Below are 15,782 nucleotides of genomic sequence, written 5' to 3'. Positions count from 1 at the left end.
TGCAGTTGTCGTGGCGGTGCCCGGCAGGTCCGGCTCGCTGCGCTCGGCCGGCCTCGCCTCGATTCCGAGCGCGGTCGACACCGCGGCTCCCCCGGTCAGCGGGGGTGATGGGTACGGGTGGCTGTCGCGATGCGCTCGAGTGCGGTTTCGACAGGAGTCCACGGACGCACGATCTCGTCGACGGTGTCCTGAGTGAGGCCGAGGCTCTCCATCTGCCAGGTGATGCAGAGCCGTCCGTCCTCGAGGTACATCGGTCGACCGTCGTCCCAGGTGGCGTAGCTGCCGATGACGCGGGTTGCGTCACGAGCTCGCATGCGCACATCGGTTTCGACGATCGCAGTGATGATGGCGCCGGGCGCGCACCATGAGATCTCGTGGCCGGCGAAGTCGGGATCTTCCTCGGTGGCGCCGATCGGCTCGACGGCGTAGAGGGTGCCTCGCGATGTCAGGGTGCCGGAGGGTGTGGTGATCTCGGTCTGGAACGCGAAGGCGCGAGCGAACTCCTGGCGCGTGCTGAAGTAAACGCGATCGGTGCGAGAGACGAGGCCGATTTGCGGCCGATCGCGGGGTGTGTATGAGATCGGGATGCGCGCGGCCGCGGCGTCATAGGGACTCAGGAGGCGTGAGCCGACCGTGAGGCCGGGGAACCCGCCATGCCAGAACGTGGGGCCCGTGTGCCCCTTGCTCACGGGGTCTGCTCTCTGCCGACTGCTTCTTCTGCTTCGATACCGGTGGCGAGGATGCGCAGCGCTCGAGCCTGCTGAGTGGGCGTCATTTTGAGCGGGGCGTCGACGATGTTGTGGATGCTCAGGCTGTACTCCCCGGCGCCGTCGAGCGTGATCGTGGCGACGGCGAGAAGCTCGTCCTCGTCGGGAAGGTTGAGCGGGAGCTGTCGGAGCATGCCTCTGCCGCCTGTCAGTCGCTCTGTTCGGTGGTCTTGCGGACGCTGGTGCGGGCACGCTTCCGGTAGGAGCGCAACGTCTTGCGGGGAGCCTCGTCGAGGAAAGCCTTGCCAGCGCCGCTGGCGAGCTTCGTGTTGCGCAGCTGGACTCGGTAGGGGTAGACGTCCTCGAGGAGCTCGCTACGGGCGACGATGGCTGCCCAGTAGCTCGGGAAGGTCACGCGCTCGACGAGCTCGCCGCCGGCGACGAGACGCTTGTCTGCGGCGCGGTCGCGGTCGGTGCGGGCCATGCGGACGGTGAGGACGGGCATTCCCTTGATCTTGATGATCGCGAGATCCCACTGCTCGAGGTAGCCCTTGTAGCCCCAGAGTGCGACGGCGTTCTCTGGATCGGTGGTGATCTTGGTCACGGCGCCGCGGGCGTAGACGAGATCCTTGCGCTCCTGGTCGAATGCGCCCTGTGGTGGGCGGACGAGCGAGATGACACGCTCGAGTCGACTGGCAGGAACTCCGTCGCGGATCCACCGGCGGATGGTGCCCTCCGAGACGCCGAAGGTGTCGGAGGCGGTGCCGGCGTTGACGTGGCCGAGCCGGTTGAAGCTGCCGAGGGCGGCGCCCATGATTTTGCTGAGCTTGTGGGCTCCCCAGGCTTGCTCGAGCGCATCGACGTCGGCGCTCTCGGGGGTGAACCACAAGGGTGCCGGCGTGTCGATCTCGTCTGGCATTACCTGACTCCTACTAGTGAATGTGACATTCACAGCCTAGAGGCGTGGGCGCGCTCCGTCAACCGAGCTGGTGCCGGCGCTGCGGCGAGCGCGAGGCGATCACTCGACTGCAGCGCCGCGGTAGGCGAGTACGTGGGCGACGAAGGTGGATCCGGTGTCGGCATAGAGCTTCTTGAGCGCTGGCGTCGAGACGGAGTCCTTCTCGGTGCGGGGCAGGCTGAGATCCTCGAAGAGGGCCTGCTGCAGCTGTTCGCGGCTGCGCAGGTTGATCTCGCGGCCGAGCTCGGCGAATGCGCTGTGAGCTGCCTCTTCCTGGGCGGTGTCGCCGGCGGTCTCGGTGAGGCGTCGCTGGATGAACGCGTCGGCGTCCTTCTTGCGGAACAGCGGCGAGCGCGCGGTCTTGGGTGCGACCGACTCGGGGAAGCCGGCCTTGCGCTGCTTGGTGCCGGTGGCGTAGACGCGCACCGTCTGCTGAGAGACGTTGAGCTTCTCGGCGATGTAGGCGTAGTCGACGAGCTCGGGCATGGAGGCTGCCATCGGCTGGTCCTTTCTCTGGTCGTCAGTCCGGTCACACCTGATAAAAGCGTGACATTCACTACATACAGCGTAGCGTGACGAGGCTGTGGTGCCGGGTCATTCGTGTCAGCGGAACTCGACGCCCTTGATGCCGTGGAACTGCCAACCGTCGACGTAGCGGTTGTCGTAGAGGCCGGTGAGGTAGTCGGTGGCGCCGGTGTCGCCGCCTTGCACCCAGGCGTCATAGAGCTGTTGCTGCTCGGAGGGCGACATATCGAGGTTGCTGAACCGTTCGGCGACGTACTTCTTGTCCGTGGGGTCTGCGGACGGGCCCTGCAGCGCGTTGATGCGGATGGTGCGCTGACGGGTGGGGATCTGGGATTGGATGCGCTTGGCGAGCTGACCGCGGCCGCGCTTGGTGGTGACGGACTGGCGGACGCGCTTGGTGAGCTCCTGGGTGATCGCGGCGCGGGGATTCTGCGCCCCGCGGATCCAGCGCTGCACGGTGCCCTGGGAGACTCCGAGCTTCGTGGCGGCGAGCTTCGTGGCGATCGGGAACCGGTCGCTCTGGCCGGGGAAGAGGAACTTGAGCATGGATTTGGTGTCGCGGGAGACCTCGGGGAGCTTGTGCCCGGTGAGTCCCTCGAACATCGCGGCGAGCTGCCGCGCTTGCGCTTCCTTGCTCAGTGCCATCAGATCAACTCATTCAGGTGTCGCTTGCCCTTGTAGGTGCCGTCGCCGTTGAGGAACTCGGCGTGATGCGAGAGCTGGTCGGAGCCCTCGTACTTGTACTGACCGAGGCCGCGGCCGAACCAGGACGGGTCGCCGGGCCAGGCCTCGAGCGGGTCGATGTGGTCGCTGGTGTAGACGACGGTGTCCTTCTCGATCGCGACGGGCCAGCGGCCGGTGCGCTCGGCGTTGGCGAGGACGCGGCGGATGATGTTGGCGCGGGACTTCGCGACGATCATGTCGTGGCGGTGCGGGGCCCACACGGCGAGGGTGTCGTGGTCGCCGCGGTAGTCGAGCATGCCGATCGCGGCCGCGTAGACGATCTTGAGGAGGTCACGAGCGGCCTGGTCGTCGACGTCGGTGGTGTCGAGGGTGGTGCGGGCGTCGCGGACCCGCTTGTACCAGGCCTCGAAGACCTTGGCTTTGCGGTCCCACAGCCAGGCTTCGTGGATCTCGAGCTCGAGGCCCATTTCGCTCGCGAGCTCGAGCGTGGGGGTGGTGACCCAGATCTGCGATCCGGTGAACCCGTCACGGACGATGCCTTGGGCGGCGAAGATGTCGGGCATCAGCCAGCTGCCGGGTTCCGGTGCGGTGATCAGCCAGTAGCCGGGCTTGTTCGTGGCCTTGGTGAATTGCAGCGGGCCGTCGTAGTGGGTGGGGGCTCCGACGCCGACCTCGGTGCTCGCGGCGGCGAGGTAGGAGCCTCCACGGTCGAAGCCGTGTACCCAGCGCTGCTCGAGCTCGTCGCCGAAGAGCTTGCGCTGCCAGTTGAAGTCACCCTCGGCCATCATCTGGTCCTTGACCGGGCCGGGGCGGTCCTGTGGGTAGTAGATCTCGTCGTGCTTGTCGCGGGGCAGCAGCGCGCGCATGAGCTTGGTGCCGGTGGTGCCGGCGCTGCTGCGGTAGGGGAACTTGAGCGCCGCGGTGAACTTCCCCAGGCGACGGGCGATGGTCGCGGGGTCTGGGTCGCCGTCGAGGATCGTGCTGATGAAGCGAAAGTCCTGGGCAGGGATGAGGGCGATGTGCGCGCCGATCCGGCGGTCATCCTCGCGCCAGATGTCGATGCTGCCGGCCATGGATCCGTCGCCGCTGAGCGAGAATCCGGTCTCGGTCGCCATGGTGATGAACGGGTGCCCCTTGGTGGCTTCGCGCAGCAGCTTGCCGTAGTCGGAGTCGGTGGACTCGGGCAGGGTGTCCAGCGGGAGTCCGAGAGCGAGAGCGGCTTCCATGGTGAGGAAGATCTGGCCGCGCTCGGTCTTGCGCGCCCCGTTGGTGCCCTGGTTGATGCGGGTGCCCAGGTTGAGGTCGGTGGCGAGCTGCGCGAGCTGGCCGGCGTGCTCGAGCTGACCGCGGATGGTGATCAGCTCGCCCGTGGACAGCCACAGCCCGTCCGTGTGGAGCACGCCGAGCGGTGCACGGAAGTCCTCGGCCGACGTCGCGACGGCGGGCTGTGCGGGCGCTGCCGGTCGGGGGGCAGGCGCGGCGGGTGATTCTGCGGATGCAGGCTGCTGGGGCTCGGTCACGGCGGGCTGTGCGGGCGCCTCGGGGGTGGTTGTGGCCTCGTCGACCTTGGGCGCCTCGAACAGCGACGGGATGTCGTTCTCGGGCGGCGTCTGGGGGCCTTCTCCCCCGTCCAGGCCGGTGTCGTCGTTCGGGGTGTCGGGGCCGCTGCCGGTGAGCGCGGACAGTGGGATGTCCCACACGCGGTGCTGCATCGACCGTCCGGTGCGGCGGACGACGCTGCGCTTGCCGGCGCCGTCCGCGATGAGCCAGCCGTGGGAGAGCATCGACGAGGAGAGCGAGGTCTTGGTGTCGCTGAACGCTTCATCGGCGCGCTGCGACATCTGACGGGCCACGGCGACGGCCGTCGTCGGGAACAGGTAGAGGCGGTCTTTGTTGATGACGCCGACGCGCTGCCCGTTGGGGCGCCACTGCGGGTTCATTCCGGTGGACTGGTCGGCCCACCCCAGCGAGCTCGCATCGTCGGGGACTGTGCCGTCCATGCCGGCTAGGTGAGCGTTGCCGTTGGCGATCGCCTCGCGCAGGTACTCCATGAGTTGCTCGGCGGGGTCGGATGCGGACGAGTCCTGCAGACTGATCGCCTCGGCGATGCCCGCTCGCGCCCACCCGTAGAAGTCGCGGGCCTCGTCGTCGCTGATGACGTCGAGGTCGCGGAGCATCATCAGCATGATCATGATGCCGCGGTCCAGGACCACGGCAGACTGCACGAGGCGGTCGTGGAGGCCCGCGTGCCCGTTCTGGCGGGGGATGGCCTCACGCCAGTAGGCCTGCGTGCACAGGCGGTGCTCGCTGTCCTCTTCGGCCTCGGTGAAGTCGTCGACGAGCTGCTGACGGCGCGCGGCCGTCCACTGCACGAGCGAAGCACCGATGAGCGCGCGAGCGTGGCGGGCGCGCTTGGACTCGAGGCGACCGAAGATCACGCCGCCGTTCTTGAGCGTGGCGGGATCCAGCGGGAGGTTGACAATGCGGGAGTCGGCGGAGCCCTGGGCGGAGAGTTCGCCGGACGTGATGATGCTGGCGAGGATCGGGCGGTCGGCCTCGGCGCCGCCGCGCTGCTTGCCGCGGATGCGACCGATGCCGTTGAACACGGTGCGGCCCAGGGTGCTGATGCGGCGGATCGCGTCGCTGGCGTTGCCGTCCGGGGCGAAGTCGTCGACGATCACCGGCACGTTGCTGATCGCGGAGAGGGTGCGCTGCAGGCCGATCGCGGTGGATCCGCCGGATGCGCCGGAGATCAGGCCCTTGGTGTTGTGGGTGAGGTTCGGGGCGAAGTACTGCACGGCCAGACGGCTGTGTGAGGTCTTGTAGGAAGCGAACCCGCCCACCAGGTGCAGCAAGATCGGGCCAGGCAGGACCGGGGCGGTCCAGGAGTGGCCGAGCAGCGGTGCGATCACACGGGCGGGCAGCTCGGATTCCCGCAGCGCCACGGTGCCGTCGAGCCACGCCTGGCGCAGCTGGTCGCGGTCGGTGGTCGGCTCGGGCATCGCGTAGATTTCGGAGGTCGTCGCGACGTCGACCTCGACGCCGAGCGCGCCGTTCTTGGCGATCGCGCCGGTCGCGTGCACGAAGTAGTCGCCGGTGTCGGTGGTGCGCCATCCGACCGTGGTGTGCACGATGCTGTTGTTCCGCGGCGGCTTGATCGCGTTCATCGCATCCCATGCCTGATCCGCGCCGCGGCGGCTGTTCGACTCGAGGAACCCAGGCCAGGGCATCGCCTTGGACCATGACCCGTCGCGGATCTGGTCTTCGGTGTACTTGAGCACCACCGACTCGGTCTGGAACTGGCCGGTCTCCTTGTCGCGGATCGGGTAGCCGCGATCGTTGCGGACCCACCGGGAGAACTTGATCACGTACAGGTGCGGGGGGCGAGCGATCTCGTTGTCCGTGCCGTCGTCTTCGATGGCGACTGTCTGGACCTCTGCCCAGCCGTGCATGACCCGATGGTACTGGTCGTCCTCGTCGCCGGGGGTGTGCTTGATGAGCACGGTCTGCCCCTCAACCACGCCGTAGTGGTTGCCTCGGATGAAGGGGCGCTTCTCGGGCTGGTCCTCGGGGTTGTCGTTGCCGAAGAACACTCCCCCGCCGCCGCTGCCGGTCTGCGTGAGGGGTGCGGAGGGGGTGATCTCGATAGTCTCTGCCGGCTGCTGCTCGTCGACGACGGGGCGGGTTGCGACCACGGAGGAGGCGACCGCTTGGGGCACGTCGAGACCTGCGACGATGTAGGTGTCGCGGGAGATCCGCGCGCCCTCCGCGACCGCGGCCGCGTACTCGGTCAGGGCGACGCGGCCCCGGTCGCTGAGTTGCTCCGCGGTCAGGTCCGGGTTGATCGCGTGGATCCGCTCGAGGCGGTTGAGGGACTCGCGCGCCCACGCCTCGGCGTGCTGCTCGGAGGTTGCCCGGTCCTGCTGGTTCTGCTCAAGCTGGGCAGTCGCTTCCTTGAGGCACACGGCGACGCCGGTGCGGCCGTGGACGAGCTTGTCTGCCTCGGCCGCGGCGACCATGGCGCGGGCGTCGTCGACGGAGATCTCGACGAGCGTAGCGACGGTGCCGCCGGCGTCCATGTGGTCGGTGAAGTCCGACTTGCGGTCGTCGAGGTTGGGCAGGTAGATCCGTGCCGGGATGCCCAGCTCCGCCAGCTGCGCGCCGACCGCCGCGGCCCGCTGTGCGCCGGCGGGATCGTTGTCGACGACCAGGTTGACGGTGGCGCCGCGGAACTGCTCGAGCAGCTCGGCGGGGAACGCCGTGGCACCGCCGGCGTTCGTCGTCGCGGCCAGGGCCTCGGCGATCGCGCTGTCGGCGTCCTTCTCCCCCTCGAGCAGCCACACGTCGCCGCCGGCGGCGACCGCTGCGCGGATCGCGGCGAGGTTGTACAGGAGGGGCGCAAAGCCTTCGGGCTTGCGCTTGACCCACCGGCCGTTGGCGCCACGGTAGCTCTGCGTGAACCTCTTGTGCCGCTGTCCGTCCAGGGTGGTCTCTTCGCGGTGCACGCGCTGCAGGACGACGCCGTTGTCGTCGACGTACTCGTAGACCTTGACCTGGCGCCATGTCGCGCCCGTCAGATCCGGAGTCTTGGGGGCGAGCTCATCTTGCGTCAGCCGCGGCGGCAGCGAGGGCCGCTTCGCCCGCGGGGTGCGCGAGCCGGTGCGGCGATCGGCGGGCAGCGGTGCGTCGAACAGGTCGCTGACGGTCAGGCCGAGCGCGCCGCACACGTCGCGGAGATCGAAGGCATCGCCGCAGCCGAAGCAGTGCAACATCACCTTGCCGCCGGTGCGGTCGTAGCGGATGCTCAGCGACGGCATCGCGTCGCCGTGCACTGGGCACAGCGCCATGTGCTGGCTTCCCTGCCGGCGGGGCTTCCACCCGCCCCGGTCCAGGGCCTCGAGAACACGATCGAGAGAGTTCGTAGCCGTCGACGTGCCGGTGTACTCAAGCGTCATCGCTGCAGCACACCCCCTCGGGTGCACGCTGCAGCGCCCAGCGTGTGCGACACGACGGCCACACCAACGCTAGACATCCGCAATATCGCGGCTATAATCATGAACATCCGATCATGGATTGACTGACTCAGCATCAGTAACTTGATCAGCCTCTGGCAGGAGGCTGTGACCCAAAAGCACTCAAGACCCCCGATGGTTGGCAGACCGGAGGGGGTTGAGTCTTTCTACGCGGACTTTGGCATGTCGAGCATGTCGAGCTCCTGTTCTGCCTCGCGCGTAGCGCGCTCGCGCGCCGCCTTTTCCAACTCGTCCTTGACGTAGTCCGGGATCTCAAGCCCGGCCTGCTGTGAGACAGCCAGCGCAAGCCAGCTGCTGAGGGGGATCCCAGACTCCGCAGCGAGGCGTTCGAGGATCGGGTCGTAGGCCTCCGGATATCGAACCGTCCTGACGGCGCGAGGGCCGTATGAACGACGTCCTGGCTTCGCTCTGGCTGGCATGCCCTGTTTCTAGCACGTAGCTGATTCAGAATCACGGATTGGTTCGGTGCGTCGCGCAGACGGCTCTGAGCTCTCATGCCAGGTATAGGCCCAGCCTCGGACGCTTCGCGGACATCGGTTCCCGAAAAAAGTTTGGCTTCGCTGTTGGTACACCTTTTACGCCTCGCGCGGGCGCGCATGTGTGAGGGCTGCCGCTGAAAAGGTGTACCAGGTGTACCAAACGCGATAAAAACACTGATCAGAAGGCAAAAATGCTTGGTACACCTTGCGAATCGGCAGGTGTACCAGAGGTAATGAAACCCCAGGTCAGCGCTAATTTCGTTGGTACACCTCAATTGTGTACCACTGCGCGCGAGTCGGGCTTTGCTGTTACAGCGACGTGCGAGCAATACTGCTGCGTCGACGAGGGTTGTGTGTCATCCGACGCTTCCTCGGAGTGGATTCCTCGGGTGGTGTGGCCCGTCTTCGCTCGCTGAGCTCGGCGTGTCGCGCTAGATCTCTCGATCGGCGGGGATCTTCCAGACGCGGGTGGGTTCTCCACCGATTCGCGCGGTCACGGTTCCGGTCTTGGTGCCGATCAGATGTAGCCGGCGCAGTGTCGTGGTGATCGCTTTGATGCTGAGGGTGGGGTCACCGTGCGCGGCCCGGATGAAGGGCAGCGCTTCGGTGGGGCGGATATACAGGTAGCGGTGGTCGGTGCGTCCGATCACCCACTCCTTGGTCTGGCTGGCGTTGTCGGTGAGCTCGCCGCCGTTGGCGAGCAGGTATCTGACGGCCTCGCGTAGGGCCCAGATGATTTGGTCGTCCTCGCCGAGCCATGACGTCGCGGGCTGGGCGGGAGCATCGAGGCCGAGGGTGCTCAGGATCGTGTCGCCGAGGTAGAACGCGGCGTCGAGGCGCCGGGGCTTGGCGAAGTCGGGATGTCGGGCGATGTTGATCCCATGAGGGTCGAGATCCAGGTGGGGCGCGTTCTGCTGCAGATAGCTCGCGATGATGCGTCGGCCGGCAGCGGCGGGTTCACTTCCCAGCGAGCGGAGCGGTTGAAGGCTGCGCGGACGCTGGGGAAGCTCGATGGTGATGGAGCGCTCGGCGCTGAGCGGCTGAATTGTCTGAGAGCTGGCGATGATCAGCGCGGAGGCCTTGCTGAGTGGGGTGGCGAATGAGACGAAGCTCTCGATCTCGATCTCGTCGAGCGCGCTGAGTGGTGCGCGGGGGCTGACGTGGGGGGCGCTGGTGAGGACCAGTGGCCTGCCGGGCACGACGGCACGTCGGACTCCTGCGAACGTGAGGGGGTCGATGTGTGGTCGTTCGATCTCGCCGGCGAGCTCGGCGAGTGCGTCGGCGAGCGCGTCTCGGGTTGTGGGGGTTCCCCCGATGATGAAGATCGGTGTCGGGAGGGGCTCGATGTAGGAGTACGCGATCGCGCGGACGAGCTTGTCGGCGTGGAGTGGGAACGCCTCACGCAGGGGCTCGATACCCGCAGCCCAGGCGCTTCGCGCGTGAGCTGCGGGTATCGAGTCTGCGAGTGTGCCCATGGTCAGCTGGCGTCGGTGTCGTCGGTGCGGATGGCGATGAGTTCGTGGCCTTCGGGGATCTGCGCTTCGAGCATCTCGCGCGCTTCCTGGTAGCTGCCGGCCTCGACGGTGATCCGCTCTGTGGCGGTGCTGCGGATGGTTCCGATGACGCGCATGGGCGGACCCTAGTGGTCGTCTCCGACATTCCCCGCTGTCATGCGCTGGCTTGCAGGTGCCGTTGCACGTACTCGTCGAGGGCGGCTCGGACGACGTCGGAGTCGGTCTTCATCCCCAGCTGCGCGCGCAGCTGGTCGACCTCGCGCTTGCGGGTCGGGGTGACGCGGGTGCGGATCGTCGGGGACGCGCCGGATCCCGCGGCCGTGCCGCCGACGCGGGGTCGTCCTCCGACGGCCCGTGCGACAGCCTGTGTGCTTCCGAGGGCCTCGAGGAGGAGCTGCTGCCCGATGGCTGCGGCGTCGGCGCCGTGGGCGCTATCCCCCGGCGTTGACGCGCCGGTGGGCTGCTCTTCGAGCGCGGCGAGGGTGGCGTAGCGCTCCTGGTCCTTCTTGCTGAGGGTCATTCGTTCTCCTCCTCCATCTGTCGGCGGTAGTAGGCGCCCAGCGGCATGACGTGGTAGACGACGAAGTTGCCGCCGGGCTTGAGTTCAATGAGCACTTCGATCAGCCGATCGGTCTGTGCGTGCTGTGGGCCGATGAAGACGCGACGCTGGTTGCGGGTGTCGCCGTCGTTGATCTTGACCTTGGTGCTCGTGTAGGTCGCGTTCTGCATTGCGTAGAGAGCGTCAGCGTGGGGGATGTCGTGCTTGTCAGCTGACTCCGGCCACTCGATTCCCATATAGGTATTGTGCCACAAAACACCTGTCTGGGGAACGTGCTGTGGAGAAGTCGATGCTCGCGGCCGCGCGGGGGCGTAGCTTCGCAGGATGGTCCACGACTGGCTGGCAGCCGGCACCCAGCCGCATTGCTGCGGTGTGGTGATGCGCGATCGCCCTGCCGCGTTGGCGTGCGTGGTGTGCGGCCGTGAGGAGGCGCTGCCACAGGTGGCCTCTCCCCCGGTCTTCGTCGGCGCGAGCATCCACGGAGGATGACCCTCTGCTACCTCGAGCTGGTGATGACTTCGATGATCCGGGGGGCGATCGCGGCCGGCGCCGGCGTGATGGGGTGTTCGGCGAGCTTGGTCGGGTCGGCTTCGCGCCAGATGATCCGCCGCTCGTTGCACCAGGTGCAGCTCGCCCCCCAGTGGTACGGGTCGGCGTCGTGCAGCCTGGTGCGCAGCGGCGCCGCATAGGGGCTCTGGATACCGGCACGCCAGCGGACGTGTGGGTGGAGGTCGGCCGCGGAGAGGTACAGGCGACGCCCGATGCCGAGACCCGCGTACAGCTCCCAGCGGTTGCCATCGTCGTGCGGGTTGTCCGGGTTGATCGACGGGATGTCGTAGGGCTTCGAGAACACGTCACCGAACCCGTCGAAGGGATCGACGGCGAATCGTCCACGCAGACCGCTCGCAGCGTGCTGCAGCACGGTCATCGGGTTCCCCTCTGGCGTCGTGGTGCGCAGCAGGTAGATGGTCGGGTCGTCCACCACGCGCCTCACCCGATCGACGTTCTCACGCGCGAGCTGTTCCGCGGCCGCGGCGGTGAGCAGCGGGTGGAGCAACTCGTCGTCACCGGCCTGCAGCACAGCCTCGGCCGCGGCCTCCTCGGCGAGGCCCGGAAGGTGCTCGAGCAGTCGCGGATGCCACTCGTTGGAATGCCGGGAGGTCCGCGCCCAGGCGTTCGCGATCTCGGTCAGCAGCATCGAACGCGCCCATCGCTGTGCTGCATCGTCGAGGCCGTCGCTCTCTTCGAGCTCACGGAGCTGGTCGCGTGCGCGTCTGCGGCCGAACCAGCCCGCGGCCGCGACTTCGGTCCGCGCGCGCCTGCGCCGCAGCACGCGCCGTAGGTACTCCCCTTCGGGGCTGTAGTACTCGTCGGACATTCAGCTGGCGAGGGTGGCGAGGGTGGCGACGATCGCGACGACCAGGCCGGCGGCGATCATGTAGGGGCCGAACGGGAGGTCCGTGCTCTCGTGTCCGTGCTTGCGTCGCACCGCCGCGATGATCGCGTGGGGGAACGCGAGGACGTAGGCGACCGCGATTGCGATGAACGGGAAGTACCAGGTGTGCCACCCGGTGAGCAGCCCCACGCTGAGAGCGAGTTTCACGTCACCGAAACCGACTTGCCCGAGCAGCCCGAACGCTGCCAGCAACACCGCGAGGCCGAGTGCGCCGCTGATTGCAGAGATCGCTGCACCGCCGGCGCCGGCAGTGATCGCGAGAGCGAGGACGGTGCCCGTCAGGAAGGCGGCGAGCGTGAGTGTGAGCGCGTCGGGCAGTCGACGCTCCTGCAGGTCCGTGCGCGCCAGGAGCGCCCCGTAGACGCTGTAGACGCTGATCATGACCCAACTGCCGACCGTGAGCCCGAGATCGGGGCTCAGGGGCGCTGTGATGGCCGCTGACAGAGCGAAGCCCCCCACAGCCGCGAGCGGGTACCGCAACGCCGGGAAACGTCCCGCGCGCGCGCTTTGGGGGGCCTCACGAGTTGTGGTCATGGGTCAGCTGGCGATCGCGTGGCGCTGTCGCAGCTGAGCGATGAGGGACTGCGTCTCGGTGTCGGGCTCGTAGTCCTCGTCGACGGCGGCAAGGTTCTGCTCGAGCTGCGTGATCAGTCGCTCGACGCCGGCGTGGTCGCCTGCCTGGTGCTCGGCGCGCAGACCGTCACGCCAGAAGACCTCGTTGATGGGGTCGACCATGCGTCCGATCGCGGAGGCGAGGCGTGCGTGTCGGACCTTCCCTGTGGACAGGCTGCGGGTGGCTACCTCATGGGCGACGTCGCCAATGGTCGCGATCATTTCGTTGCGCAGCCGGTCGGCGAACACGTAGCGCTTGTCGGGGACGCCGCTGATGGGCTGTCCCTTGACGAGCTCGAGCGCAGCGAGCAGCCGGTCGGTGGGGGTGTCAGAGATCTCGTCACCGATGAGACCGAGGAAGTCCTGCCAGTCGGAGCGGACGTCCTCGTGCAGCCGGTACTCCCCCGTCGTCACGAGCGGCACATAGAGCTCGCCGTCATCGTTCTGTCCGAGCCAGCGGCGAGTCTTGGAGGTCAGCCCGTTGCGGTCGTCGTTTGCCTTCTTGCCCGAGGCGATCTGGCCGGGCCAGAACACGGCGTGTACCTGCTCGGCGGTGGCGTTCGGGTTCACCGACAAGAACGCGACCAGCTCGGTCCCCTTGCGGATTGCCGATCGCCACTGCGCGGCGGTGTTCGGGTTCACCGGCGCCTCTCCACGCGCGCCGCGAACCTCGACGGGTCCGAGCAGCTGCAGGTACGGCCCACGGTGCAGCGGTGTGATCGCCGCGAGCGGCTCGTCGTGCTCGGCCGCGGCCTCCTCGTCGACCAGGTCGACCGTGACGGTCTCCGCCGGCTCCTCGTCGACGGCGGCGGGTGCTGCCTCGTCCGCCTCGGAGATCTCCGCCTCCTTCTCGGCGGCGACAGGCTCGGAGATCTCGACGTCGGGCTCGTCGACGAGCGGGAGCTGCTCGGCTTCGACCTCGTCGGCTTCGACTGCAGCGGCGGGGATCTCGTCGAGCTCGAGTTCGTCGTCGAGCGCGACGCCGGTAGCGGCGCCCTCTGTGGCGACGTCGAACAGCGCGAGGATCTCGTTGTACTCGCGCGTGCCGACAAGCTGCGGGGTGATCGGGATGGCGACGCCGGTGCCGGGGATCTCGAGCTGAGCTCGACGGTCCTCGGTGAGTGCCAGGTTCCAGCTGCCCGTCAGGTGGCCGGCGCTGACAGCTGCGATACCGACCCGCGGGATCCGGGTGACCAGCTCGCTGATGGCTTCACGGGTGGCTTCGTCCGGGTTGTCGCCGAGGATGATGATTTCCGGCGCCCAGGCCTCCGCATCCGCTCCGGTAGTACGTGCCTGCTCGAGCCCGTCGACGCCGAGCTCAGCGAGAGCAGCTTCGACCGCCGCGGCCTGTCCGTGCAGGTTGCGCAGCAGCGTGTCGGTGTCCTCGACGTGACGCACGCGGCCGCTGCCGAGCGCGAGCGGGAGGCGATCGCCGACGCCGACGAGGGTGACCTGGACGTCCTCAGACCAGGTGTTCGCGGCGAGCTCGATCGCGATGGCGGTAAGCACGCCCTGGCGCAGCTCTCCGGTGGCGCCGGTGACGTTGAGCGCACCGATCCGTTCCAGGTCGACGAAGATGTGCCCGTTGTTGTCGTCGTGGCCGAGCATGACCAGCGCCGGGTACGGCGCGGACGGGACCGTGTCGAGAGGCTCGAGGTCGGTCAGCGCGACCATCCAAGCGAGCTTGTCTTCGGGGTCGTACTGGGTGAACGGTGCCGGAAGGTCGGTCGGCTCGTCGAGGTAGACGGCGACCGAGCTCTCATCGAGGCGGAGGGCGTACAGCGCGGGGAGCCGGCTGCCGGTTTCCTGCGCCCACACGGCCAGGTGGCGCAGGGCTGTGTCGACCGCCTCGGCGCCCAGCGGGTTCTCCACGGCGCGCAGCTCGAGCTCCACGGAGGACACCGTCTCGTCGGGCATCGCGATCCGCTGGCGGGGCTTGCGGTCGCGGCGCTGCTTGAGACGCCGCCACCCGAGGAGGGTGAGGAGGCCGGCGGCGAGTGTGGCGCCGATGCCTCCGATGGTGGCGACCTGGAAGTAGTCCTCAATGCCGCTCGTGTCGTCCTCGTCGACGTCGACGGCCGCGGCCGGAGCTGCAGCCTCGTCGACGGGCGCCTCGTCGGCGGGCGCCTGGGTGGCATCCGTGGTGAACCCCAGACCGCTTGTGGCCTCGTCCTCGGCCGCGGCATCCGCACCCGACGCGCCAGCGCCTTCGTCGGCGCCGCCGCCAGCACCCGCGGCACCAGCACCCTCGTCTGCGTCGACGTCGACGGCGCCGGCAGCGCCCTCGTCCGTGTCGATCGAGCCAGTGCTGCCGGTGGTGCCCGCCGCGTCGTCGGTCGGAGCGATGGGGACGACGGTGGCCACGGGGATGTTGACCTGCTGGCCGGGGTAGATCCAGTTCGGATCGGTGATGGTGCCGCCGCCAGGCTGAACGATGTCTTTCGAGGCCTCGAAGATCTCGGGGTAGCGGGTACCGTCGCCGAGCTCCTCGGCCGCGATGTCCCACAGGGTGTCGCCGGAGACGATGGCACGCTGCTCGTAGGTGATCTCGGTGACCGTCTCCGCCTCGGCGCTTGCAGGCGCTGCCGCGACATCCGCTGCGGCTGGCACGACGGCGTCTGCCGGCAGGGTGAGCACCCATCCCTCCTGCAGCCATCCCGATGCGGTCAGCGCTCCCCCATCGGCCTGCTGCACACCGAGGTTGAGCGCGGAGATCTCTGCAGCGCGGCTGCGGTCGCCCAGCGTGCTCTCCGCGATCCGGGCGAGTGTGTCCGTACCCGTCACCACGTACTGCGGGCCTGCCTCGACGACAGGGGCCTCCTCAGTCGCAGCCTCGGTGGTCGCAACCGAGACGACAGAGGTGCTCATCGACACCGAAGGCTGTGTGGGTACCTCTGACGCAAACGCGGCCGCGGGCGAGAACAGTGCGATGACTGCGGCGAGCAGACCGCCCATGACCTTCTGCTGGACGCCGAGGCCAGGGATCCGCGGCCGCGGCACGCCGCGCAGCTGCGCGGGCAGCTCGGCGAGGAAGCCGACAGCGAAGGTCGCCCACGCGATCCACGCGACGATCGGCATGATCGTCCCGATCAGGAAGGATCCGGTGTAGTCGCGCATCGTGAACCCGGCCACGAGCTCGTCCCACGACGGCAGCGGGTTGCCGGCGAAGAACACGAGCCCGGCGGGGATACCGACCAGGAGCACGGCGAGCAGGATCAGCGACCCGAGGCCCTTTCCGATGCGGTTCATGATGCC

The 15,782-nt window shown here is 68.1% G+C and carries 14 protein-coding genes; all 14 read right to left on the bottom strand.

The window, feature by feature from the left end:
- Nucleotides 1-95 precede the first annotated feature (95 nt).
- Nucleotides 96-689 (bottom strand): hypothetical protein, encoded by a 594-nt coding sequence (locus AC3WLZ_RS18030; RefSeq protein ID WP_005052650.1) that lies wholly within the window; start codon nt 687-689, stop codon nt 96-98.
- On the bottom strand, nt 686-901 hold the full coding sequence (locus AC3WLZ_RS18025; RefSeq protein ID WP_005052651.1) for a hypothetical protein: 216 nt from the start codon (nt 899-901) through the stop codon (nt 686-688). The genes AC3WLZ_RS18030 and AC3WLZ_RS18025 overlap by 4 nt, the downstream gene beginning before the upstream one ends.
- Before the next feature lie 14 nt (nt 902-915).
- Complete coding sequence (locus AC3WLZ_RS18020) at nt 916-1,626, bottom strand: hypothetical protein (RefSeq protein WP_005052653.1); 711 nt, start codon at nt 1,624-1,626, stop codon at nt 916-918.
- A gap of 99 nt (nt 1,627-1,725) precedes the next feature.
- Nucleotides 1,726-2,163, bottom strand: a complete 438-nt coding sequence (locus AC3WLZ_RS18015; RefSeq protein WP_005052657.1) for a DNA-directed DNA polymerase — start codon at nt 2,161-2,163, stop codon at nt 1,726-1,728.
- 105 nt (nt 2,164-2,268) lie between these two features.
- The gene (locus tag AC3WLZ_RS18010; protein ID WP_005052659.1) at nt 2,269-2,835 is read right to left on the bottom strand and encodes a hypothetical protein; all 567 of its coding nucleotides are present in this window, start codon (nt 2,833-2,835) and stop codon (nt 2,269-2,271) included.
- Nucleotides 2,835-7,829, bottom strand: a complete 4,995-nt coding sequence (locus AC3WLZ_RS18005; RefSeq protein ID WP_005052663.1) for a DUF8841 domain-containing protein — start codon at nt 7,827-7,829, stop codon at nt 2,835-2,837. Before AC3WLZ_RS18005 ends, AC3WLZ_RS18010 begins: the two co-directional genes overlap by 1 nt.
- 224 nt (nt 7,830-8,053) lie before the next feature.
- The gene (locus AC3WLZ_RS18000; protein ID WP_005052665.1) at nt 8,054-8,326 is read right to left on the bottom strand and encodes a hypothetical protein; all 273 of its coding nucleotides are present in this window, start codon (nt 8,324-8,326) and stop codon (nt 8,054-8,056) included.
- A gap of 491 nt (nt 8,327-8,817) precedes the next feature.
- Nucleotides 8,818-9,861: a hypothetical protein gene (locus AC3WLZ_RS17995; protein WP_005052668.1), complete on the bottom strand. Its 1,044-nt coding sequence runs from the start codon at nt 9,859-9,861 to the stop codon at nt 8,818-8,820.
- A 2-nt stretch (nt 9,862-9,863) separates the two neighbouring features.
- Nucleotides 9,864-10,016 (bottom strand): hypothetical protein, encoded by a 153-nt coding sequence (locus tag AC3WLZ_RS17990; protein ID WP_005052671.1) that lies wholly within the window; start codon nt 10,014-10,016, stop codon nt 9,864-9,866.
- 38 nt (nt 10,017-10,054) lie between these two features.
- The gene (locus AC3WLZ_RS17985; protein ID WP_005052673.1) at nt 10,055-10,420 is read right to left on the bottom strand and encodes a hypothetical protein; all 366 of its coding nucleotides are present in this window, start codon (nt 10,418-10,420) and stop codon (nt 10,055-10,057) included.
- Nucleotides 10,417-10,695, bottom strand: a complete 279-nt coding sequence (locus tag AC3WLZ_RS17980) for a hypothetical protein (RefSeq protein ID WP_005052675.1) — start codon at nt 10,693-10,695, stop codon at nt 10,417-10,419. Before AC3WLZ_RS17980 ends, AC3WLZ_RS17985 begins: the two co-directional genes overlap by 4 nt.
- Nucleotides 10,696-10,955: 260 nt before the next feature.
- On the bottom strand, nt 10,956-11,837 hold the full coding sequence (locus tag AC3WLZ_RS17975; RefSeq protein WP_005052679.1) for a hypothetical protein: 882 nt from the start codon (nt 11,835-11,837) through the stop codon (nt 10,956-10,958).
- Nucleotides 11,838-12,296 (bottom strand): prepilin peptidase, encoded by a 459-nt coding sequence (locus AC3WLZ_RS17970; RefSeq protein WP_172400032.1) that lies wholly within the window; start codon nt 12,294-12,296, stop codon nt 11,838-11,840.
- A gap of 156 nt (nt 12,297-12,452) precedes the next feature.
- The gene (locus tag AC3WLZ_RS17965; RefSeq protein ID WP_005052682.1) at nt 12,453-15,776 is read right to left on the bottom strand and encodes an AfsR/SARP family transcriptional regulator; all 3,324 of its coding nucleotides are present in this window, start codon (nt 15,774-15,776) and stop codon (nt 12,453-12,455) included.
- Nucleotides 15,777-15,782: the final 6 nt, after the last annotated feature.

It is taken from the genome of Microbacterium sp. FW305-3-2-15-F-LB2 (assembly GCF_058787255.1).
The sequence above is the reverse complement of the archived record's forward strand: the minus strand, read 5'-3'. Positions and strand labels throughout refer to the sequence as shown.